Here is a 21,039-nt window from a genome sequence, read left to right as displayed (position 1 = left end):
TATCCGCTCGCGGATAGATCTAAGATGCCCGTCAACGCACTCTGAATTAAAGCTCAAGCCATGGCCCCACGGATCAAAACCAGCGAGCGCATCGTGCAGAACAGCCTGGAGCTGTTCAATCAGCAGGGCGAGCGCAGCATCAGCACCAACCACATTGCTGCCCACATGGAAATTTCCCCGGGCAACCTGTACTACCACTTCCCGAACAAGCAGGCGATCATCGCCGTGCTGTTCAGCGAGTACGAAAGCCTGGTGGACAGCTTCCTGCGCCCGCCCCAGGGCCGCGCCGCCACGGTGGAAGACAAACGCTTCTACCTCAAGGAGCTGCTGTCGGCGATGTGGCGCTACCGGTTTCTGCATCGCGATCTCGAGCATCTGCTCGATAGCGATCCGGACCTTGCCGACCGCTATCGACGCTTCTCCCAGCGCTGCCTGATCCAGGGTTCGGCGATCTACGAAGGTTTCGTCGCCGCCGGCATCCTGAAGATGGACAAGGTGCAGATCGAGTCCCTGACGCTCAATGCCTGGATCATCCTCACTTCCTGGGTGCGCTTCCTGTGCACCACGCGGGAGAACTCCAGCCACTTGAGCGAACAGGCCATTAAACGCGGGGTGTATCAGGTGCTGGTGCTGGAAGCCGGGTTCGTCACGGATGAGGCCCGCGATGCGGTCAGCGCCTTGTTCGAAGAGTTTTACGTGCCCCTCGCCCAGGCGCTGGAAGAAGTACAGTAGGATCAAGTTCGAGTTATTCAAAGGAGCCCGCTATGCCCATTGCGCAACTGATCAGCCCGCAAGCACTGGACCTGAAAAAGGACCAGCCGGGGCTGGTGATTCTGGATTGTCGTTTTGCCCTCGAAGACCCGGATTACGGTCAGCGCAGCTATGCCGAAGGGCACATCGCCGGTTCGAGCTATGCCGACCTCGAGCGCGATCTGAGTGGTGCCGTGGTCAAGGGCGTGACCGGGCGTCATCCGTTGCCCGAGCCGGCGCAACTGATCGAGCGCCTGCAAGCCTGGGGCATCAATGCCGATAGCGAAGTGGTTCTGTATGACGACGGTCCGGGAGCCTATGCGGCGCGGGCCTGGTGGTTGCTGGCATGGCTGGGCAAGCGCGACGGTGTATTCATCCTCGATGGCGGTCTCAAGGCCTGGCACGCGGCCGGTTTGCCGCTGAGCCTGGATGCGCCGGTGATCACCCCTGGATCCTTCACCGGCAGTCCTGACACGGCGTTGCTGATCAGTGCCGAGCAGCTGCAAAAGCGCCTTGCACGGCCGGAACTGACCCTGCTTGATGCCCGCGCACTGCCGCGTTTCAAGGGTGAAATGGAACCAATCGATCCGGTTGCCGGGCACATTCCCGGTGCCCAGTGTGCGGCGTTTACCGACAACCTGGACAGTGACGGGCGCTTCCTGCCAGCCGATCAGCTCAAGCAGCGCTTCGCCGCGAAATTGGGCGATCGCTCACCGAGTGATCTTGTAGCGTATTGCGGTTCCGGTGTGACGGCGTGCCACAACCTGTTTGCGCTGTGTCTGGCCGGTTATCCGTTGGGTTCGTTGTATGCCGGGTCGTGGAGCGAGTGGATCAATGAGCCTGCGCGGGGCATCGCCACCGGCGAATGAGACAAAAGAAAGATCGTCCGAACGCGGCCCGAGCCTTCGGACGATCTTTTTGTTTCTAAAGCCGCGCACTGCGATACGCCCCCGGTCCAACCCCATACACCTGCTTGAACTGTCGGCTCAGATGGCTCTGGTCGGCAAACCCCAGTTGCATCGCAACTTCCAGCGGCAAACAACCACTTTGCAGCAAGGCCCGCGCCCGGGCGATGCGTTGTTGCATCAGCCAGGTGTGTGGCGGCATACCGGTGGCCCGACGGAACACCCGGGCGAAATGGAATGGCGAGAGGTTGACCGCCGCCGCCAGCGCCTCCAGGGAGGGTGGTTCTGCCAGTTGTGCGTGCAGCAGTTCCTTGGCCAATGTCACCGCCCGGTGTTCTTTCCCGGGTTTTCCAGCGTTCGGAACCGCCGCATGACGCTGCAACAGCGACAGCATCAGTTCGCGCCAGACCGTTTGTTGCTGCAATGCGGTGGCGGGGCTTTCCAGTAAACGGTGAAGCTGGCAGAAACCGTTCACCAGATCCCGATCGCGATACAGCGTGGCGCCGAACGCCGGCAAGTGATGGGTCGGCAGTTCGAGTTCGGCCAGTAGCGAAGTTATCTGCCCGCTGTCTGGATAAAACGCCCGGTACAGCCAGCCATCCTCGGTGCCTTTGTGGCCGGTGTGCAGTTCATCGGGGTTGATCAGCACCAGCGTGCCGCTACCCGCCAGGTGTTCGGCGCCGCGATAGCGATAACGCTGGGCGCCGGCCATGATCATGCCGATCACATAGCCGTCATGCACATGGGGGGCAAAGCGATGATCGATGTAGCGGGCGGACAACAACTCGACCCCGGCCAGTGGCGGGGTTTGCCAGAAGTGGATTGACTCGCCTTGTTCAGCATCCATGATTCAAGTGCGCCCTGCGGCGGCCAGCCACTCGGGGATGCGCCGTTCCAGGTAGTAACCCGGTTGCCTGAGCGTGCCGTCGACGAAGCCGACATGCCCGCCCTTGGCTTGCAGTTCGAATTGCGTGCAAGCGGACAACTCGTCGACTTGCGGCAGGCTGTGGGGAAAAACGAAGGGGTCGTCGGCGGCCTGAATCATCAAGGTCGGCGTACGAATTTCACCAAGGAAATAGCGGCTGGAGGCGCGGCGATAGTAATCCTCGGCATCGGCGAAACCGTGCAGTGGTGCGGTGACGCGTCCGTCGAAATCCCAGAACGTGCGCATGTTTTCCAGGGATCCGAGGGCCGCCAGGGCTGCCAGGCCGTCCTCGCGTCCGTCGTGCTGGAACTGTCGCTGTTTGTTCTTGATGTAGGCGACCATCTCACGCATGAAATGCGCCTGGTAAACCTTGGAAAAGCCTTGGCCGATACGGTCGGCGCACTGGTCCAGGCGGAACGGCACCGACACCGCCACGGCGCCCATCAAATTACTGTCGCTACCGGTTTCGCCCAAATGCTTGAGCAGGACATTACCGCCCAGGGAGTAACCCACCGCATACAGTGGCGCCAGAGGCCGTTTGGCCCGCAAGTGTTTGATGGCTTCGGCCAGGTCTTCACTGGCACCGGAATGGTAACTGCGCGGCAGCAAATTGGGTTCGCCCGAACAACCGCGCCAGTTCAGCGCGACGCTGGCCCAACCTCGGTCGTCCAGGGCCTTTTGCATGCCAGCGACATAAGGCGAATTCGAGGAGCCGGTGAGCCCGTGCAACACCAGTACCAAGGGTGCGTTGGCGCTGTGTGGGCCATGCCAGTCGAGGTCGAGGAAGTCGCCGTCTTCAAGCCACAGGCGTTCGCGTTCGCGGTCGATGTGCACGGTTTTACGCCACAGCGGCCCCCACAAGGTTTGCAAGTGCGGATTGCCGATGCCGAAGGCAGGGGTAAAGGACGGCGGTGGGGCCAGGGCGGGGTGCGGTTGCACAGTCATTCTCGGTGGAGGTGTTCATGAGTCTGCCCGAAGACGCGGCGGGGCAGCGCCGCGACCGCGTCATCATGGCTGTCTAACTTGCCACAATCTCGCCAGGCATGCGACACATGGCATTGGTTGCGCTTTCGCTCGGAGCTGGCAGTGGTTGTTGATCTGTCTTCGGCCCCAGGATGACAACGCGCCATTGGTCGGCGTGGTGATGCCGGTTGAGCGCGCTTTTGATTGATGCGAGGTTCAGCTTCAAGGCCGCTTGCGTGGAAAAATCGAGGTCCAGCGGCAGATCGTGGGCACTGATGATTTGCAATCGCTTCAGGATCTGCGCGTTGGTAGCACTGTTCAACGGTGAGCTACCGGCCAGTTGCTGTTGGATGTCGTCAAGTTCCTGTTGGGTCGGCCCTTGGGCGAGGAAGTCGCTGAACATTGTTTTGATATGGGCCAGCACGGCATCGGCCTGCTCTGGTGGGGCCTGCAATTGAACGGTCAGCCACCCTTGTGCCTGAAGAGCTGAAAGGCCGGCTTCAACGTGGTAGGTCAGGCCTCGGCGCTCACGAAGTTCATTCATCAGTCGGTTGGTGAAAATACTGCTGGCCATGTAAAGCGCGACATAGTCCGGACTGCTTCGCAGGACACTTGGCTGGGTAAGATGCAGGTAAGCCTGGGTCGATGGTCGCTCAATGCGCAGCAGATCTGGAGCGCCTGGGCTTGTCACTGGCTGGATCGCGGCAATGGCCGGTCCCAGGGGCAAGGCCGCTGATATCTGCGCACCGATGCGCTGGGCTTCTTCCTCGGTGAGGTCGCCGACCAGTGTGATCTGGGCATTGCCCGCGGCATAAGCCTGGCGATGAAAGTCTTGCGCCTGGGTGCGGGTGATGGAGGCAAGCCCGGCCCGGGTTCCATAGAGGGACTGAGCATAACCGTGGCCGGGAAACATCTGGCCGAGATTGGCTTCTCGGGCTTGAGCGGCATGGGACTGATCTTCAAGGTCCAGAAAGTACTGAAATTGGGATTTCACCTCAGGCAGGGATTCTTCCGGCAACAGCGGCTTGCCGAGTACTTGGGCGAACAGCTCCAGGGCTGGAGTGCGCCGTGATTCGTCACTCAGGCTACGCAGGGAAAACCAGGTCCGGTCCTGGTTGATACCCAAATTCATCCTTGCACCCAGATTATCGAACGTCGCCTGTATGGAGTTGACGTCCTTGCCAGCCACTGCCTCATTCAAAAGGCTATAAGTGACTGCGGCCAGGCCGGGTTGAAGCGGTGTGTGGGCGCTGCCGGCGGCAAAGCTCACCAGGGCATCGAACATCGGCAGGCCGGGGATGCGGATGAACAGGATCTTCGTTCCGCCGAGGGTTTTGTAACCCTTGATCGGCAGTGTGCGGTGGGTCGTCGGGGTCTGGGGTTCATTGAGCGATTGCAGCGCTGGTTTCCGGGGCGCCGTGGTTGCGGCGGCAGGGGCCTGGGCACTCAACAGCATGCCGGCCAGGATCAATCCATTGATGAGGCCTTGGAACTTATCCATTGTTTTTCTCCGGCAGGATTTTCGCGGTACTCAGGCGCTCACGCGTCAGGTAAGTCTTTGCGACTTGTTGAATATCCAGGGGAGTGACCTTGGTCAGCTCATCCGTATCCTGATCCGCCAGCCGCCAGTCCAGACCGATGGTTTCCAACAGGCCCAAGGTGTTGGCCTGCCCTTCCAGATCATCCTGCGCATAAACCGTGTTAGCGATCACAAGGTTTTTTGCGCGCTCCAGGTCTGCCGGTTCCGGTGCCTTGCTCTTCAGTGATTCGATCACTTGCCACAGACGGGCGAGGGCTTCGTCAGCGTCATTGAGCTTGTCCGGGTTGAGCTGTGTGCTGATGGTCAGCAACGAATCACCACGATTGAAGGCGTCGTACTCTGAGCGGGCCTCAGTGAATATCGCTTCGCTCAGTTGCAGTTGTTGTTTGATCCGCGCGCTACTGGATCCGGCCAGTAACATATTAAGAAGGCGCAGGGCATGGGCGGTCCGACGATCCGGTGCCGTGGCCAGGCTTGGCGCGTTGAAGCTCATGATCAGGCGTGGGGAAGCTATCGGTGCATACAGGGTCAGTGACCGTTCACCGGCAGAGGCCAGCTCGACGGGGGCATGCGCCACGGGTGTCGCGCGCCGCTCAAGATGGCCGAAGTGCTGCTGTACAAGGGCCTTGATCCGCTCAGGCGTTACATCGCCAACCACCACCAGCGTCGCATTGTTTGGCGAATACCAGGCCTGATACCACTGCCGCAATTGCACGGCGTTCATGCGTTGCAAATCGTGCATCCAGCCAATCGTCGGGGTGCGATAGCCGCTGGACGGGTAGGCAATGCTGTTCAGTCGTTCGCGAGCCGAAGCGATGATTCCATCATCAACGTGCATCCGGCGCTCCTCCTGAATGACCTTGAGCTCCGGTGTGAAGTCCTGTTCATTGAGCTCAGCCGTACTCATCAGGTCAGCCAGTATTTCGAAAGCAACACCTGTCCGGGCAGAGGGCAATGTCTGGTAAAACGACGTGTAGTCCGTGTAAGTTGCGGCGTTTTCACTGGCGCCAAGCTTCTTCAGTATCGCCTCGAACTCTCCGGCGCAGGCCTTGCTGCTGCCTTTGTAGACCATGTGTTCGAGGGCGTGGGACAGGCCCGACTGGCCGGGCGGTTCGTAGCTTGCACCGACCTTGATCCAGAGTTGGGCGGTGACGATGGGGGAGCGGTGGTCCTCGCGCACGACAACCTTGAGGCCGTTATCCAGTACGAAGTCTTGCGTCGCAGGGGGTGTCGCCGCGCTGGCCATGAGCGGCAGCCAGACGATAAAGGGCAGCACAAGCGTGCTGCATGAGATGTTCATCCGTGTTCATCCTCAGTGGTTTGCAGTTAATTGCGCAAACCACTGTGGATGATCCGTAAGGACGTCAGGCGGTAACTATGTAGTGCACTTCACGACCGGTTTGGGGTGGTCGTCTCGCGGGAATCAGAGGTGCGTTGCTCGCAGCTTGCTTGGAAATACCGTGCACCACAGCAGGTCCGCAAGGGACAGGAAACAATTGATGGCAGGTCCATTATTAATGTTCCGGAACCCCCAGCGGTTACTCGAAAGGGTTATCAGTAGGGGCCGGTAACGGCTTTTGCGGCACGGTCGGGCCAGCACTGACGATGACCATCTTGTCCATGCTCAGGTGTTTGTTCATGGCGGCCTTGACCTGCTCGACGGTCAGGGCCTGGGACTGTTGCATGAAGTCTTCCAGGCGACTCAACGGCAAATTAAAGTAGCCGATGACCGCCAGTTCATCGACGATATCGGCGTTGCTCGCGGTGGACAGCGGGAAGCTGCCGGCCAATCCGCGCTTGGCATCGTCAAGCTCTTTTTCGGTCGGGCCGTTCTCAAGGTAGTCGGCCAGCACGTCCTGCACCAGTTTCACGGTGCCTTCGCTCATTTCGGCGCGGGTTTGCAGTTCGATCATGAACGGGCCACGCACCTGCTTTGGGGTGAGGCTCGAATACACGCCGTAAGTCAGGCCGCGTTTCTCGCGCACTTCGCTCATCAAGCGGGTGCCGAAGCCGCCGCCACCGAGAATCTGGTTACCCATGGACAACGCCGCGTAATCCGGGTCGTAGCGGTCGATGCCCAATTGCGCGAGTATCAGGTTGGTCTGCTTGGACGGGAACTCGATATGGCCGACGCTGGCCTTGGGCTCGACCGGTTGCGCGATTTTCGGCAAGGCCGGCCCTTTGGGCAGGGCGCTGGAAACCTGGGCAGCAATCGCTTCGGCTTCCGCGCGGGACAGGTCGCCGACCAGTGCGATCCCAACGTTACCGGCTGTATAGGCTTTCTCGTGGAAAGTACGCAGTTGCGCCAAAGTAATCGCCGGTACGGTTTCCGCCGTGCCGTAGCTGGAATGAGCGTACGGATGATCACCATACAAGCGGCTCATCAGTTCCAGGTTCGCCAATTTACCGGGGTCCTGCTTGTAATATTCGAAATGGGTGAATATCAGATTCTTCATGCGGGTTAACGAGTCGGCCGGGAAGGTTGGTTTGCCCACGACTTCAGCGAACAGCTTCAGGGCCGGCTCGCGCTTGTCCTTGGCACTCAGGCTGCGCAGCGTAGCGACTGCCATGTCGTTATAAGTGTCGTTGCCGAAATTGGCGCCAAGGTCTTCGAAGCCCTGGGCAATGGCACTGGCGTCTTTGCCGGCCACTCCTTCGCCGAGCATGGCGTTGGTCAATAGCGCCAGACCGAGTGCGTTGCCGTCGTGGCTGCTGCCGGCGGCGAAGGTCAGGCGCATGTCGAACATCGGCAGTTCATGGGCTTCGACAAACAGCACCTTGGCACCGTTGGCTGTGTTCCAGGTTTGTACGTCAAGTTTGCGGGAGCTCGGTACTTTGCCGTCGAGCATCGCCAGTGATTCCACCGGCAGGTTGGGGCCATCAGGACCGTCAGTCTCATGAGTTGTTTCCTCGGGCAAGGCATGGGCAACACTCACGCGAGAGTGGGTGAAAAATGTGTGGGCCGCTTTCTGGATGTCCTCGGGAGTTACCTCCTGCAGACCGGCAAGTTCAGTATCCATCAGCTTCCACGACAGGCCGATTGTTTCCAGCTGTCCGATGGTGTGAGCCTGACTGTTGATCAAGTCTCGTTCGTAGACCAGTTGAGCGATCGCTCGAGCGCGCGCCCGCTCGATTTCTTCAGCAGAAGGCGCGGTGATTTTGAGCTGTTCGAGCAGTCGCCACAGGCCGGCTTCAACCTGCTCTATGGTTTTGTGTTTCCGGACGTTAGGTGTCGCTGACAAGGTGAACAAGCTGTCGCCTCGGGTGTAGGGGGAGTAGTACGAGGACGCAAAGGAGACAAGCTCTTCACCACGTTGCAATAGCGCCGGGATACGGGCGCTATAACCACCATCAAGCAGGGACACAATCAGCCGCAAGGCGTTTACCGAGTGTTTGTCTTCGGCGGTGGCTATACCGGGCACGTTGAAGGCCATGAGTATTTCCGGTTCCCGGGTCTGTGTGTGCACTGTAATCCTGCGTTCGCCTGGCTCTGCCAGTTCCAGCGGAATCTTGACTGGGGGGATGTCACGACTTTGGATCGGCCCGAACCAACGCTGGGCCAGAGTGACGACCTCTTCCGGTGTCACATCACCCACCACAACTAGCGTGGCATTGTTCGGCGCATACCAGGATTGGTACCAGTGACGCAGCTCTTCGATCTTCATGCGCTCAAGATCGGCCATCCAGCCAATGGTTGGCGTTCTGTAGCCGCTGCTGGGGAAAGTGATGGTAGAGAAGAGTTCTCGCGCCCTGCTCATCGAGCTGTCGTCGACACGCAGGCGGCGTTCTTCCTTGATGACTTCGATCTCTTTATTGAACTCTCCGGCTGGCAGGTGTGCGTTCACCATGCGGTCGGCTTCGAGTTCGAAGGCCACGCCAAGGTAGTCGCGGGACAGCAACTGGTAATAAACGGTAGCGTCGTCGCTGGTGAAGGCATTCTCCTCAGCGCCGAGGCTGCGCAATATTATCGATGCTTCACCGGGTCGGGTTTTATTGCTGCCCTTGAACACCATGTGTTCCAGGGCGTGGGATAGCCCCGATTGCCCCGGATGTTCATAGCTGGAACCGACTTTGTACCAGAGCTGGGAGATCACCACAGGTGCTCGATGATCTTCGCGAACGATGATCTTCAGGCCATTTTCGAGAGTGCACTCATGCGTAGGGGTTGGAGTTCGTTCAGTCATTGGCTTGTTCATCCATTGGTTATTCATTGCATCCATGCGAGACATTTCGCACGTCAACGATGATCCAGGAGCAGAGGAACAAGCCACCTCAGATGTGTTGCGTTTTAAGAAGCCGCCGTGGTGCCGGGCAAGCCATCGGCCTGCCCGTGCGCTTTACTCGGCAGGGTTTTCAGTGCTGCGCTGCCACAATGAGTAATACACGCGCCCGGATTTCTGTTCCCGGTGCAGGCGCCAGTTCTCCGGCAGGCCCAGGGTCGACGGCGCCGACTCGCTTTCGGTGTACACCCAGGCGTCTTCGGCCAGCCATTGGCGCTCTTCGAGCAACTTGCAGACGGTGGGCAGCAGGTCCTGGTTGAACGGCGGGTCAAGGAACACCAGGTCGTAGGCCGTTGCGGTCTGGGTTTCCAGGTAGCGCAGGGCGTCGGCGGTCTGGACCTGGCCGTTGGTGCAACGCAATGTGCCCAGGTGTTCCTTCAGGCTGGACACCGCGATGCTGCTGGCGTCCAGCGCCTGACCCATGGCTGCGCCGCGGGACAGGGCTTCGAGGAACAGCGCGCCACTGCCGGTGAACGGGTCGAGTACCTTGGCACCGGGTACATAAGGTGCGAGCCAGTTGAACAGGGTTTCACGCACTCGGTCCGGCGTCGGGCGCAGGCCCGGGGCGTCGGGGAAGCTCAGCTTGCGGCTGCGCCATTCACCGCCGATGATGCGCAACTGGTTTACGCCGTTGTGGACGTTTTTGGCGGGTTTTTTAGGGTGGGCCATTAATGCTCCGGAACCCCGAGCGGCTGCTCGGAAGGTTTATCAGTAGGGGCCGGTAACGGCTTTTGCGGCACGGTCGGGCCAGCGCTGACGATGACCATCTTGTCCGTACTCAGGTGTTTGTTCATGGCGGCTTTGACCTGCTCGACGGTCAAGGCCTGGGACTGTTGCATGAAGTCTTCCAGGTGACTCAGCGGCAAGTTGTAAAAACCGATGGCGCCCAGCTGACCGACGATATCGGCGTTGCTGGCGGTGGACAGCGGGAAGCTGCCGGCCAGTTCGCGCTTGGCGTCGTCCAGCTCTTTTTCGGTCGGGCCGGTATTAAGGTAGTCGGCCAGTACATCCTGCACCAGTTTCAGGGTGCCCTCGCTCATCTCGGCACGGGTTTGCAGGTTGATCATGAACGGGCCGCGTGCCTGCATCGGGGTGAAGCCCGAATACACGCCGTAAGTCAGGCCACGCTTTTCGCGCACTTCACTCATCAAGCGGGTGCCGAAGCCGCCGCCACCGAGAATCTGGTTGCCCATGGACAACGCCGCATAGTCCGGGTCGTCGCGATCGATGCCCAGTTGCGCAAGCATCAGGTTGGTCTGCTTGGACGGGAACTCGATATGGCCGACGCTGGCCTTGGGCTCGACCGGTTGTGCGATTTTCGGCAAGGCCGGGCCTTTTGGCAGGGCGCTGGAAACCTGGGCGGCAATCGCTTCAGCTTCCGCGCGGGACAGGTCGCCGACCAGCGCGATCACCACATTACCGGCTGCGTAGGCTTTCTCGTGGAAAACACGCAGCTGTGCCTGGGTGATCGCCGGGACGGTTTTCGCCGTGCCATCGCTGGCGTGTGCGTACGGGTGATCACCGTACAAGCGGTTCATCAGTTCCAGGCTCGCCAGTTTGCCGGGGTTCTGTTTCTGGTATTCAAAACCGGCGAGCATCTGGTTCTTGATGCGGGCTAGCGAGTCGGCAGGGAAAGTCGGCTTGCCGATGACTTCGGCGAACAGCTTCAGGGCCGGTTCGCGCTGGTCCTTGGCACTCAGGCTGCGCAGCGAAGCGATTGCCATGTCCTTATAAGCGCCGTTGCCGAAATCGGCACCCAGGCCTTCGAAGCCCTGGGCAATGGCACCGACGTCCTTGCCGGCCACACCTTCGTTGAGCATGGCGTTGGTCAACACCGCCACGCCCGGTGCATCGCCGTCCTGGCTGCTGCCGGCAGCGAAGATCAGGCGCATGTCGAACATCGGCAGCTCATGGGCTTCGACAAACAGCACCTTGGTGCCTTCGGCGGTGTTCCAGGTCTGCACGTCCAGCTTGCGGTGTTGCGGTGCCTTGCCGTTGAGTTCGGTCAGCGATTGCAGTTTCTGGCTGGCCTTGGCCTTGTCGAGGGCTTCGCTGGCATTGGTTTCACCGGAGCGCGACAGATAGAACGCGGCGGAGCCGATAACGGCGACGGCGACCAGGCCGATCAGGGCCAGGCGGGAGGGTTTACGCTCACTCATGAGTCGTCTCCGGAGGCAATACATGGGCGACGCTGAGACGTTCGCGGGTGAAGTACAGCTTGGCGGCTTTCTGGATGTCTTGCGGCGTGACGCTTTCCAGATCGGCCAGTTCGGTGTCCATCAGTTTCCATGACAGGCCGACCGTTTCCAGTTGGCCGATGGCGGTGGCCTGGCTGGTGATCGAGTCGCGCTCGAAGACCAGGCCGGCGATGACTTGTGCGCGTACGCGTTCCAGTTCTTCGGCGGTTGGCGCCGTGGTTTTCAACTGGTCGAGCAGCTTCCACAAACCGGCTTGCGCCTGGGCGATGGTCTTGTGTTTCTGCGAGTTTGGCGATGCCGACAGAGTGAAGAGGCTGTCGCCACGGGTGTAGGCGTCGTAACTCGACGAGCCGCCGGACACCAGTTCTTCTCCGCGTTCCAGTTGCGTCGGGATGCGCCCGCTGTAGCCGCCGTCGAGCAGCGCCGAGATCAGACGCAGGGCATTGACCAGGCGCTTGTCTTCGGCGGTGGCGATGCTCGGCACGTTGAAGGCCAGCATCAGGCTGGGCAGTTGGGTCTGTACGTGCAGAGTGATCTGGCGCTCGCCTGGTTCGGCCAGTTCCAGCGGTTTTTTTGCGGCGGGCACATCACGCTTGGCGATCGGGCCGAAATAGCGTTGGGCCAGGGTTTTGACTTCGTCCGGAGTGACATCGCCAACCACCACCAGCGTAGCGTTGTTGGGCACGTACCAGGTTTCGTACCAGTGGCGCAGCTCTTCGACCTTCATCCGCTCAAGGTCGGCCATCCAGCCGATGGTCGGCGTGTGATAGCCGCTGGCCGGGTAGGCCATGGCCTTGAAGCGCTCGTAGGCCTTGGCCATCGGCTTGTCGTCGGTACGCAGGCGACGTTCTTCCTTGATGACCTCGATTTCCTTGGCGAACTCGTCGGGCGGCAGGCGCAGGCTGGCCATGCGGTCGGCTTCCAGCTCGAAGGCAACGCCCAGGCGATCACGGGCCAGCACCTGGTAGTACGCGGTGAAGTCGTCACTGGTGAATGCGTTCTCTTCGGCGCCGAGGTCGCGCAGGATCAGCGAGGCTTCGCCGGGGCCGACTTTCTCGCTGCCCTTGAACATCATGTGCTCCAGAGCGTGGGACAAACCGGTATTACCCGGCGTCTCGTAGCTGGAGCCGACCTTGTACCAGACCTGGGAAACCACCACGGGCGCACGATGGTCTTCGCGCACGACCACCTTCAAGCCATTGTCGAGAGTGAATTCGTGGGTGGGTTGCGGGTCGGCAGCCAAGGCCGAAAGGGGCAGGCAAACTGTGCTGAGCAGCAGGCCTGCGGCGCGGCGGGCAAGAGCATTCATTCGTTTTTAAACCTTTGGGGCTGCCCGCTTGGTCTTAGCCTAGGCGGGCGAGGAGGTGCTAGGATACTGATCCGTTTTACTGGCGGCCACGCCTATCAGGCCTTTGATTGGCCTGCGGGTTGTATGGGTTACCGGCAGAAACTTTGAGTTTGTCAGCTAAACTCTGCGTTTTCGCCGACGATGCCGTTCCAGTCCTTCGTATTAGTCGAGCTTTGAGGTGCCGTTGAGCACCTCGACAAAATGTTGCGCGTGAACAAGCTGGGTCAATCGCAGTCTGTTCTGCATCGAATATTTATTTGCCGGGGCGCCATTGGCGCGTCGCTACCGTGAGATAGCCGTCCTCCATGTTTGGTTCCAACGACGACAAGAAGACCCCAGCTGCGGCTGGCGAGAAAAAAAGCCTGTTCGGATGGCTGCGCAAAAAGCCGCAGGAACCCGTCGTCGAACAGCCACAAGCCATTCCTGAACCAGCGCCGACGCCGGTCCCGGTAATAGAAGAAGCGCCCGCGTCGGTTGCTTTGCCGATTGCCGAGCCGTTGCAGCAACCCAAGGTTGAAGCCGCTCCCGAACCCGTCAGCGAAATCGTCACCGAACAGCCGTTGGCCCCGACGGCCGAGCCGTGGTTGACCCTGCCGGTAGCCGAAGAACCCGTGGCATTGGTCGAAAATGACCTGGTTCCTCACGTGACACCACCGATTCCGGCTCCGGCAGCGTTTACGCCTGCACCGGCTCACGCGCCCGTGGTCGAACAGATTGTTGAACCCGTCGTCATGGCCGAGCCTGTGCCCGTTGTCAGCCAGCCAGAGGTTCTGGTATTCGTTGCTCCGGTTGCTCAAGCGCCTGCCCCCGCTCCAGCTCCTGAACCGATCGTGGCGCCCGTCGAAACCCCGGTCCAGCCAGTGCGCACCGAAGAAACCAAAGCCGGTTTCTTCGCCCGTCTCAAGCAGGGCCTGTCCAAGACCAGCGCCAGTATCGGCGAAGGCATGGCCAGCCTGTTTCTGGGCAAGAAAGTCATCGATGACGAACTGCTGGAAGACCTCGAAACCCGCTTGCTGACCGCCGACGTCGGTGTCGAAGCCACATCGGTGATCATCCAGCGTCTGACGCAGAAGGTCGCACGCAAAGAGCTGGCCGACGCCGATGCCCTGTACAAATCCCTGCAAGCCGAGCTGGCAGCGATGCTCAAGCCTGTCGAGCAGCCGCTGAAAATCACCTCGCAGAACAAGCCGTTCGTGATTCTGGTCGTCGGCGTCAACGGTGCCGGCAAGACCACTACCATCGGCAAGCTGGCGAAGAAACTGCAGCTGGAAGGCAAGAAAGTCATGCTCGCCGCCGGCGATACCTTCCGTGCGGCGGCGGTGGAGCAATTGCAGGTCTGGGGTGAGCGCAACAAGATCCCGGTGATCGCGCAGCACACTGGCGCCGACTCGGCCTCGGTAATCTTCGATGCCGTACAGGCTGCCAAGGCCCGTGGCATCGATGTGTTGATCGCCGACACCGCCGGCCGCCTGCACACCAAAGACAACCTGATGGAAGAGCTGAAAAAGGTTCGTCGGGTGATCGGCAAGCTCGACGCCGACGCCCCGCACGAAGTGCTGTTGGTGCTTGACGCCGGCACCGGCCAGAACGCCATCAACCAGGCCAAGCAATTCAACCAGACCGTCGAACTGACCGGCCTGGCGCTGACCAAGCTCGACGGCACCGCCAAGGGCGGGGTGATTTTCGCCCTGGCCAAGCAATTCGGCCTGCCGATCCGCTACATTGGCGTCGGCGAAGGCATCGATGATTTGCGTACCTTTGAAGCAGAACCCTTTGTCCAGGCATTGTTTGCCGAACGGGAGCGTTCATGATTCGTTTCGAACAGGTCGGTAAGCGCTACCCGAACGGTCACGTCGGCTTGCATGAGCTGAGCTTTCGAGTCCGTCGTGGCGAGTTCTTGTTTGTCACCGGCCATTCCGGCGCCGGTAAATCCACGCTGTTGCGCCTGTTGCTGGCGATGGAGCGCCCGACCAGCGGCAAGCTGCTGCTCGCCGGGCAGGACCTGAGCACCATCAGCAACGCGCAGATTCCTTTCTTGCGCCGGCAGATCGGCGTGGTGTTCCAGAATCACCAGTTGCTGTTCGATCGCACGGTGTTCAATAACGTCGCGCTGCCTTTGCAGATCCTGGGGCTGTCCAAGGCCGAGATCGCCAAGCGCGTGGACTCGGCACTGGAGCGCGTGGCGCTGTCGGATAAAACCGATCTGTACCCGGGCGACCTGTCCACCGGTCAGCAGCAGCGCGTCGGCATCGCCCGCGCCATCGTCCATCGTCCGGCCTTGCTGCTGGCGGATGAACCGACCGGTAACCTCGACCCGCGTCTGGCCGCCGAGATCATGGGCGTGTTCGAAGACATCAATCGCCTGGGTACCAGCGTGCTGATCGCCAGTCACGACCTGGCCCTGATCGCCCGCATGCGCCATCGCATGCTGACGTTGCAACGCGGTCGATTGATCGGTGACGGGGAGGCCGCGGTATGAGTGCAACACGTAGCCCCAAGGTTTCCGAGCGTGTGGCCCCGAAGGCCGCCGATCCGCAGCCGCAAAAGAAAAAACGCGATGATGACGACGGGCCGGACTTTGCCACGTTGTTCCGCGCCTGGATCGAAAGTCATCGTGCCAGTCTGGTGGACAGCCTGCGCCGCCTGGGCAAGCAGCCCATCGGCAGTTTCTTCACCTGCATGGTGATGGCGGTGGCCCTGAGTTTGCCCATGGGGCTGTCACTTTTGCTAAGTAACGTCGAGCGCCTCGGTGGCTCCTGGCAGCGTGCGGCGCAGATTTCCCTGTATCTGGACCTTGAGGCCAAGCCGGCCGAAGGTGAATCTCTGCGCGATCAGATCAAGGGCATGCCTGGCGTCGCCGAGGCCGAATATGTTGGCCGGGATCAGGCGCTGGAAGAGTTCCAGCAACAGTCCGGGCTGGGCGAGGCGCTCAAGGAATTGCCTGAGAACCCGTTGCCGGGCGTGGTCCTGGTGACGCCGAACGAAGTCGACAAGCCGGCCCTTGAAGCATTAAGACAAAAACTATCCGAGTTGCCGAAGGTACAACAGGCGCAACTTGATTTAGTCTGGGTCGAGCGTCTGGCAGCCATCCTCAAGCTGGGTGACCGTTTTGTCTTCGGTCTGACCGTGCTTCTGGTTTCTGCATTACTTTTGGTGATAGGCAATACCATTCGTCTTCATATTGAAAACCGCCGCACAGAGATAGAAGTGATTAAACTGGTTGGCGGCACTGACAGCTATGTGCGCAGGCCCTTTCTGTATATGGGCGCGTTGTATGGCTTCGGTGCGGGGATTCTGTCCTGGGGCGTCCTGGCGTTCGGCCTTGATTGGCTGAACGACGCGGTGGTAGGGCTGGCCGGTTTGTACGGCAGTGATTTTGCACTGGCTGGAGTGCCAGTTGCCGACGGTCTGTCTCTCTTGCTTGGCGCGGTGCTGTTGGGGTATATCGGTGCATGGATTGCAGTCGCACGCCACCTGAGGGAGCTTGCGCCTAAGTAGTATCATTTTGCTCGTATTGACCTTTCAGCGTTTTTGGGTTTTAGGGAACTTGTCTTTCGGTTTCCGGTCAATTTTCGCAGTGCTGAACTGCACGAGTTTGTAAGTCGGAGGTTTTTTCGTATGACCAATTCTTTGCAACCTGCATATGCTCTGGTCCCGGGTGCGAACCTGGAGGCCTATGTGCACACCGTCAACAGCATTCCATTGCTGTCGCCGGAGCAGGAGCGTGAACTGGCCGAGAGTCTCTATTATGAGCAGGATTTGGGGGCGGCTCGGCAGATGGTGCTCGCCCACCTGCGTTTTGTCGTACATATCGCCCGTAGCTATTCCGGCTACGGCCTGGCCCAGGCTGACCTGATCCAGGAAGGCAACGTCGGCCTGATGAAGGCCGTGAAGCGCTTCAACCCGGAAATGGGCGTGCGCCTGGTGTCCTTTGCCGTGCACTGGATCAAGGCGGAAATCCACGAGTTCATCCTGCGCAACTGGCGCATCGTGAAAGTCGCGACCACCAAGGCCCAGCGCAAGTTGTTCTTCAATCTGCGCAGCCAGAAGAAGCGTCTGGCCTGGCTGAACAACGAAGAAGTCCATCGTGTAGCGGAAAGCCTGGGTGTAGAGCCTCGGGAAGTGCGCGAGATGGAAAGCCGCCTGACCGGCCATGACATGGCCTTCGACCCGGCTGCCGAAGCGGACGACGACAGTGCTTTCCAGTCGCCGGCCAACTATCTGGAAGACCACCGGTACGACCCGGCCCGTCAACTGGAAGATGCCGACTGGAGCGACAACTCCAACCACAACTTGCACGAAGCGCTGGAAGTGCTGGACGACCGCAGCCGTGACATCCTCTACCAGCGCTGGCTGGCGGAAGAAAAAGCCACGTTGCATGACCTGGCGCAGAAGTACAACGTGTCGGCCGAGCGTATTCGTCAGCTTGAGAAGAGTGCGATGAACAAGCTCAAGTTGTCGATCGCTGCGTAATCGGCGAGCAGGCAATAAAAAACGCCCCGGTCATTGATCGGGGTGTTTTGTTTTCAGGCTCAAAAGATCGCAGCCTTCGGCAGCTCCTACATAGGATTGCGTACCCCAGTAGGAGCTGCCGAAGGCTGCGATCTTTGATTTTTTCAGTTACTGCGCCCAAGGCGCCCGACGCGAATCGTTCAGCCCGACCAGATAGCTGTCGCCGCCCAGTTGGCTCATCTGTCGCCGAATCCAGCCTGCGCGTCGCGCCACGTAAGCGGTCGGATGGCTCGCACTCCACACGCGAGGATTGGGCAATACCGCAGCCAACAAGCTCGATTGCTGGCGGCTGAGGTTCTTGGCGCTCACACCAAAGTGATGCCGGGCCGCCGCTTCGGCGCCAAACACGCCGTCATCCCACTCGACACTGTTGAGGTACACCTCAAGAATTCGCTGCTTGGGCCAGAGCACTTCGATCAGTCCGGTGAACCAGGCTTCCAGGCCTTTGCGCAGCCAGCTGCGGCCAGACCACAAGAACAGATTTTTCGAAACCTGCTGGCTCAGGGTGCTGGCGCCACGGATCGAACCGCCGCGCTCGTTATGGGCAAACGCCGCCTGAATCGCACCGATATCGAAGCCCCAGTGCTCCGGGAATTTCTGGTCTTCGCCGGCAATCACCGCGACTTTCAGGTCATCGGAGATCTCGTCCCAGGGTTTCCAGGTCCGTTGCAGGTCGATGGGTTCGCCGTCAAACCAGGACTCGATCTTGCGCTCGACCATTAGCGTCGTCCCCGGCGGCGGCACCACGCGAAAGATCAGCACCAGCAATACGCTGCCACCCATGAACCAGAGCACGGCCTTGGAGAAATGACGGAAATAGATACGCAGCATAGAGATGGCTTGGCCGAACCCGTTGAGCGGGCCATTATACAGACCCTTTGGATCGAAACTGACTGGAGTTCTGCATGCTGCGTGGCTTTGTGATGCTGGCCGCTTTTTTCGGCTTCACCGGTGTCGGCCTCGGGGCCTTTGCCGCCCATGGCCTGAAGAGCCGCCTGAGCGCCGATTACCTGGCGATCTTCCACACTGGCGTCACCTATCAACTGGTGCACGCCCTGGCGTTGCTCGGTGTTGCAGCGCTGGCCACGCAAATTCCCGGTCGACTCGCCACCTGGGCCGCTGCATCGTTTGCCATCGGTATCCTGCTGTTCTCCGGTAGCCTGTATGTATTGGCGCTGACGGGCATCGGCAAGTTCGGCATCATCACCCCGTTCGGTGGTCTGGCCTTTCTGGTGGGCTGGTTTTGCCTCGGACTTGCCGCCTGGCGCCTGAGCTGACTTAACGGTCCATTTCATGACGAATGGCTTGGGTCGGCCTGACTGATCGGGCTAGAATGCCAGCCCCTAAAAATGATGGCGGCATCCGGCATGCGCATTCAGTTGAACGGCGAATCCCTTGAACTGCCCGACGGTGAAACCGTTGCGGCCCTGCTGACCCGTCTGGACCTGACCGGACGTCGGGTGGCGGTCGAACTCAATCTGGATATCGTCCCGCGCAGTCAGCATGCAGACACCACATTGAATGACGGCGACAACGTCGAAGTGGTGCACGCCATCGGCGGCGGCTAGCAGCCTCGGCCCAGTGGCCACAGAATTCAGCAAGTACCTCACCCCTACAGAGGATTTCCCATGAGCATCGTTCGCAGCGACAAGCCTTTCGTCCTGGCCGGTCGTACTTACCAGTCGCGTTTGCTGGTCGGTACCGGCAAGTACCGTGACATGGAAGAAACCCGCCTGGCCATCGAAGCCTCGGGTGCCGAGATCGTTACCTTCGCCGTGCGCCGCACGAACCTTGGCCAGATCGAGGGCGAGCCGAACCTGCTCGAAGTACTGTCGCCGGATCGCTACACCTTCCTGCCGAACACTGCCGGTTGCTACGACGCCATCGAAGCTGTGCGCACTTGCCGCCTGGCCCGTGAACTGCTCGATGGCCACAACCTGGTGAAACTGGAAGTGCTGGCCGACCAGAAAACCCTGTTCCCCAACGTGATCGAAACCCTGAAGGCCGCCGAAACGCTGGTCAAGGAAGGCTTCGACGTCATGGTCTACACCAGTGATGACCCGATCATCGCCCGTCAATTGGCGGAAATCGGCTGTATCGCGGTGATGCCGCTGGCCGGTCTGATCGGCTCTGGTCTGGGGATCTGCAACCCGTACAACCTGCAGATCATCCTCGAAGAAGCCAAAATTCCGGTGCTGGTGGATGCCGGTGTCGGTACTGCTTCCGACGCTACCATTGCCATGGAACTGGGTTGTGATGCGGTGCTGATGAATTCGGCCATCGCCCACGCCCAGCAGCCGGTCATGATGGCTGAAGCCATGAAACATGCGATCGTCGCAGGCCGCCTGGCTTACCTCGCCGGCCGCATGCCGAAAAAACTCTATGCCAGCGCCTCTTCGCCGCTGGATGGTCTGATCAAGTAAGAGCCATTGATGACTGAATCGAACGACACGCCAATCCAGACGGAAGAAGGCGACGAGCGCCAACACCGCCGCATCAAGAGTTTCGTGATGCGCGCCGGGCGCATGACCGAAGGCCAGCAAAAGGGCCTGGAGCAGGGCACTCCGCTGTTCGTGCTGCCGCTGGCCGACGCGCCGGTGGATTTCGACCAGGTGTTCGGTCGCTCGGCACCGCGCTCGCTGGAAATCGGTTTCGGTATGGGCCATTCGCTACTGGAAATGGCAGCGGCTTCACCGGATCAGGATTTCATCGGCGTCGAAGTGCACCGTCCGGGTGTCGGGGCGCTGCTCAATGGCGTGCTGACTCAGGGTTTGACTAACCTGCGGGTCTACGATTGCGATGCGATCGAAGTGCTCAACCGTTGCGTGGCCGATAACAGTCTCGATCGCCTGATGCTGTTTTTTCCGGATCCGTGGCACAAGAGCCGTCACCACAAGCGCCGTATCGTTCAGGCGTCCTTCGCTGAACTGGTGCGCAGCAAGTTGAAAGTCGGCGGCATTCTGCACATGGCCACCGATTGGGGGCCGTACGCCGAATACATGCTGGAAGTGATGAACGTTGCGCCGGGTTACCGCAACCTCGCCGAAGACGGCAAGTGCGTACCGCGCCCGGCCGAGCGGCCGATCACCAAGTTCGAACGCCGTGGCGAACGTCTTGGGCATGGCGTGTGGGATTTGAAGTTCGAGAAGCAGTCCTAAGCATCACCCAATACAAACTGTGGGAGCGGGCTTGCTCGCGAAGGCGTCGTGTCAGTCGACATTAATGTTGTCTGATGCACCGCTTTCGCGAGCAAGCCCGCTCCCACAGTTGTTTTAAGGTGTGGCTGAGATCAGCGGCGGTCTGCCACAACGCCAATCAACACCAACACTACCAGCAACACCGGCGCCAGGCTGTAGTTGTTGAACTGGCTCAAGCCGCGCACGACCCACGGCGTGGCATAGATCAGCGCCGCGCCACTGCCGATCATGCACAGCAGGGACATCAGTGGCACGCGCAACGCGCCGGCGATGCTGCCCAGGCGTTGCTCGACCCAGCCTTTGAAATCCGCACCAAACAGCACCAGCAGGCAGCCCACCAGGGCCAGGGCGATTTCCGAGAGGTTGCTGCGGCTCCAGCGAGACACGGTGGCAAGCAGGTCGAGTACCAAATCCATTCGAT

General features: G+C 60.1%; 19 protein-coding genes and 2 pseudogenes. 10 read left to right on the top strand and 11 right to left on the bottom strand.

The window, feature by feature from the left end; all coding sequences use genetic code 11:
* Positions 1 to 60 precede the first annotated feature (60 nt).
* Both ACM6G4_RS08520 and ACM6G4_RS08515 read left to right on the top strand, forming a co-directional pair.
* Positions 61 to 732 (top strand): TetR/AcrR family transcriptional regulator, encoded by a 672-nt coding sequence (locus tag ACM6G4_RS08520; RefSeq protein WP_008048320.1) that lies wholly within the window; start codon positions 61 to 63, stop codon positions 730 to 732.
* A gap of 32 nt (positions 733 to 764) precedes the next feature.
* Positions 765 to 1,619, top strand: coding sequence for a sulfurtransferase (locus tag ACM6G4_RS08515; protein WP_056726469.1), 855 nt, complete (start codon positions 765 to 767; stop codon positions 1,617 to 1,619).
* A 55-nt stretch (positions 1,620 to 1,674) separates the two neighbouring features.
* On the opposite strand, the gene ACM6G4_RS08510 is transcribed toward ACM6G4_RS08515, so the two are convergent.
* From ACM6G4_RS08510 to ACM6G4_RS08470, 9 genes and pseudogenes are all read right to left on the bottom strand, one after another.
* Entirely contained in the window at positions 1,675 to 2,502 is an 828-nt protein-coding gene (locus tag ACM6G4_RS08510) for an AraC family ligand binding domain-containing protein (RefSeq protein ID WP_414913471.1), read from the bottom strand.
* A gap of 3 nt (positions 2,503 to 2,505) precedes the next feature.
* A complete protein-coding gene (locus ACM6G4_RS08505) occupies positions 2,506 to 3,501 on the bottom strand; it encodes a hydrolase (RefSeq protein ID WP_414913628.1) in 996 nt (331 codons plus the stop codon).
* 97 nt (positions 3,502 to 3,598) lie between these two features.
* Complete coding sequence (locus tag ACM6G4_RS08500) at positions 3,599 to 5,044, bottom strand: M16 family metallopeptidase (protein WP_414913470.1); 1,446 nt, start codon at positions 5,042 to 5,044, stop codon at positions 3,599 to 3,601.
* Positions 5,037 to 6,383: a M16 family metallopeptidase gene (locus ACM6G4_RS08495; RefSeq protein WP_414913469.1), complete on the bottom strand. Its 1,347-nt coding sequence runs from the start codon at positions 6,381 to 6,383 to the stop codon at positions 5,037 to 5,039. Before ACM6G4_RS08495 ends, ACM6G4_RS08500 begins: the two co-directional genes overlap by 8 nt.
* Before the next feature lie 238 nt (positions 6,384 to 6,621).
* Positions 6,622 to 7,947: pseudogene (locus ACM6G4_RS08490) on the bottom strand (M16 family metallopeptidase); the annotation flags it as partial.
* Between the two features lie 30 nt (positions 7,948 to 7,977).
* Positions 7,978 to 9,303 (bottom strand): annotated as a pseudogene (locus ACM6G4_RS08485) (M16 family metallopeptidase); the annotation flags it as partial.
* Between the two features lie 117 nt (positions 9,304 to 9,420).
* Positions 9,421 to 10,032 carry a 16S rRNA (guanine(966)-N(2))-methyltransferase RsmD gene (gene rsmD / locus ACM6G4_RS08480; RefSeq protein WP_223541323.1) on the bottom strand — a complete coding sequence of 204 codons (612 nt, stop codon included), beginning with the start codon at positions 10,030 to 10,032 and terminating at the stop codon, positions 9,421 to 9,423.
* Positions 10,032 to 11,522: a M16 family metallopeptidase gene (locus ACM6G4_RS08475; protein ID WP_409078156.1), complete on the bottom strand. Its 1,491-nt coding sequence runs from the start codon at positions 11,520 to 11,522 to the stop codon at positions 10,032 to 10,034. Before ACM6G4_RS08475 ends, rsmD begins: the two co-directional genes overlap by 1 nt.
* Positions 11,515 to 12,870: a M16 family metallopeptidase gene (locus ACM6G4_RS08470; RefSeq protein WP_414913468.1), complete on the bottom strand. Its 1,356-nt coding sequence runs from the start codon at positions 12,868 to 12,870 to the stop codon at positions 11,515 to 11,517. Before ACM6G4_RS08470 ends, ACM6G4_RS08475 begins: the two co-directional genes overlap by 8 nt.
* Before the next feature lie 344 nt (positions 12,871 to 13,214).
* On the opposite strand from ACM6G4_RS08470, the gene ftsY reads away from it, so the two are divergent.
* The 4 genes from ftsY (at position 13,215) to rpoH (ending at position 17,382) form a co-directional block, all read left to right on the top strand.
* Positions 13,215 to 14,720, top strand: coding sequence for a signal recognition particle-docking protein FtsY (gene ftsY / locus ACM6G4_RS08465; protein ID WP_414913467.1), 1,506 nt, complete (start codon positions 13,215 to 13,217; stop codon positions 14,718 to 14,720).
* Positions 14,717 to 15,388: a cell division ATP-binding protein FtsE gene (ftsE, locus tag ACM6G4_RS08460; RefSeq protein WP_007975383.1), complete on the top strand. Its 672-nt coding sequence runs from the start codon at positions 14,717 to 14,719 to the stop codon at positions 15,386 to 15,388. The genes ftsY and ftsE overlap by 4 nt, the downstream gene beginning before the upstream one ends.
* A complete protein-coding gene (gene ftsX, locus ACM6G4_RS08455; protein WP_409078154.1) occupies positions 15,385 to 16,407 on the top strand; it encodes a permease-like cell division protein FtsX in 1,023 nt (340 codons plus the stop codon). The genes ftsE and ftsX overlap by 4 nt, the downstream gene beginning before the upstream one ends.
* A gap of 120 nt (positions 16,408 to 16,527) precedes the next feature.
* The gene (gene rpoH / locus ACM6G4_RS08450; RefSeq protein WP_007975386.1) at positions 16,528 to 17,382 is read left to right on the top strand and encodes an RNA polymerase sigma factor RpoH; all 855 of its coding nucleotides are present in this window, start codon (positions 16,528 to 16,530) and stop codon (positions 17,380 to 17,382) included.
* A gap of 147 nt (positions 17,383 to 17,529) precedes the next feature.
* Here rpoH and mtgA read toward each other — a convergent pair whose 3' ends face one another.
* Entirely contained in the window at positions 17,530 to 18,252 is a 723-nt protein-coding gene (mtgA, locus tag ACM6G4_RS08445; protein WP_056726479.1) for a monofunctional biosynthetic peptidoglycan transglycosylase, read from the bottom strand.
* A 74-nt stretch (positions 18,253 to 18,326) separates the two neighbouring features.
* Here mtgA and ACM6G4_RS08440 point away from each other — a divergent pair, with 74 nt between their 5' ends.
* The 4 genes from ACM6G4_RS08440 (at position 18,327) to trmB (ending at position 20,579) form a co-directional block, all read left to right on the top strand.
* Complete coding sequence (locus ACM6G4_RS08440) at positions 18,327 to 18,698, top strand: DUF423 domain-containing protein (RefSeq protein WP_414913466.1); 372 nt, start codon at positions 18,327 to 18,329, stop codon at positions 18,696 to 18,698.
* Between the two features lie 90 nt (positions 18,699 to 18,788).
* Positions 18,789 to 18,989: a sulfur carrier protein ThiS gene (gene thiS, locus ACM6G4_RS08435; protein WP_167394879.1), complete on the top strand. Its 201-nt coding sequence runs from the start codon at positions 18,789 to 18,791 to the stop codon at positions 18,987 to 18,989.
* 60 nt (positions 18,990 to 19,049) lie between these two features.
* The gene (locus ACM6G4_RS08430; protein ID WP_007975390.1) at positions 19,050 to 19,844 is read left to right on the top strand and encodes a thiazole synthase; all 795 of its coding nucleotides are present in this window, start codon (positions 19,050 to 19,052) and stop codon (positions 19,842 to 19,844) included.
* A 9-nt stretch (positions 19,845 to 19,853) separates the two neighbouring features.
* Entirely contained in the window at positions 19,854 to 20,579 is a 726-nt protein-coding gene (gene trmB, locus ACM6G4_RS08425; RefSeq protein ID WP_414913465.1) for a tRNA (guanosine(46)-N7)-methyltransferase TrmB, read from the top strand.
* 131 nt (positions 20,580 to 20,710) lie between these two features.
* Here the strand turns inward: trmB and ACM6G4_RS08420 are convergent, their stop codons facing one another.
* A complete protein-coding gene (locus ACM6G4_RS08420; protein WP_007987827.1) occupies positions 20,711 to 21,034 on the bottom strand; it encodes a DUF3392 domain-containing protein in 324 nt (107 codons plus the stop codon).
* Between the last annotated feature and the right edge of the window lie 5 nt (positions 21,035 to 21,039).

This window comes from Pseudomonas sp. IT-P258, assembly GCF_949767825.1.
Taxonomy (GTDB): Bacteria; Pseudomonadota; Gammaproteobacteria; order Pseudomonadales; family Pseudomonadaceae; genus Aquipseudomonas; species Aquipseudomonas monachiensis.
This window is presented reverse-complemented; position numbering and strand designations above follow the sequence as displayed.

Bases quoted from the DNA above. Each gene is read 5' to 3' on its own strand.
- ACM6G4_RS08520 (WP_008048320.1), top strand. From the start codon at position 61: ATGGCCCCACGGATCAAAACCAGCGAGCGCATCGTGCAGAACAGCCTG.
- ACM6G4_RS08430 (WP_007975390.1), top strand. From the start codon at position 19,050: ATGAGCATCGTTCGCAGCGACAAGCCTTTCGTCCTGGCCGGTCGTACT.
- ACM6G4_RS08510 (WP_414913471.1), bottom strand. From the start codon at position 2,502: ATGGATGCTGAACAAGGCGAGTCAATCCACTTCTGGCAAACCCCGCCA.
- trmB (WP_414913465.1), top strand. From the start codon at position 19,854: ATGACTGAATCGAACGACACGCCAATCCAGACGGAAGAAGGCGACGAG.
- ACM6G4_RS08515 (WP_056726469.1), top strand. From the start codon at position 765: ATGCCCATTGCGCAACTGATCAGCCCGCAAGCACTGGACCTGAAAAAG.
- ftsX (WP_409078154.1), top strand. From the start codon at position 15,385: ATGAGTGCAACACGTAGCCCCAAGGTTTCCGAGCGTGTGGCCCCGAAG.
- ACM6G4_RS08475 (WP_409078156.1), bottom strand. From the start codon at position 11,522: ATGAGTGAGCGTAAACCCTCCCGCCTGGCCCTGATCGGCCTGGTCGCC.
- ftsE (WP_007975383.1), top strand. From the start codon at position 14,717: ATGATTCGTTTCGAACAGGTCGGTAAGCGCTACCCGAACGGTCACGTC.
- ACM6G4_RS08440 (WP_414913466.1), top strand. From the start codon at position 18,327: ATGCTGCGTGGCTTTGTGATGCTGGCCGCTTTTTTCGGCTTCACCGGT.
- rpoH (WP_007975386.1), top strand. From the start codon at position 16,528: ATGACCAATTCTTTGCAACCTGCATATGCTCTGGTCCCGGGTGCGAAC.
- ACM6G4_RS08500 (WP_414913470.1), bottom strand. From the start codon at position 5,044: ATGGATAAGTTCCAAGGCCTCATCAATGGATTGATCCTGGCCGGCATG.
- mtgA (WP_056726479.1), bottom strand. From the start codon at position 18,252: ATGCTGCGTATCTATTTCCGTCATTTCTCCAAGGCCGTGCTCTGGTTC.
- rsmD (WP_223541323.1), bottom strand. From the start codon at position 10,032: ATGGCCCACCCTAAAAAACCCGCCAAAAACGTCCACAACGGCGTAAAC.
- ftsY (WP_414913467.1), top strand. From the start codon at position 13,215: ATGTTTGGTTCCAACGACGACAAGAAGACCCCAGCTGCGGCTGGCGAG.
- ACM6G4_RS08495 (WP_414913469.1), bottom strand. From the start codon at position 6,383: ATGAACATCTCATGCAGCACGCTTGTGCTGCCCTTTATCGTCTGGCTG.
- thiS (WP_167394879.1), top strand. From the start codon at position 18,789: ATGCGCATTCAGTTGAACGGCGAATCCCTTGAACTGCCCGACGGTGAA.
- ACM6G4_RS08420 (WP_007987827.1), bottom strand. From the start codon at position 21,034: ATGGATTTGGTACTCGACCTGCTTGCCACCGTGTCTCGCTGGAGCCGC.
- ACM6G4_RS08470 (WP_414913468.1), bottom strand. From the start codon at position 12,870: ATGAATGCTCTTGCCCGCCGCGCCGCAGGCCTGCTGCTCAGCACAGTT.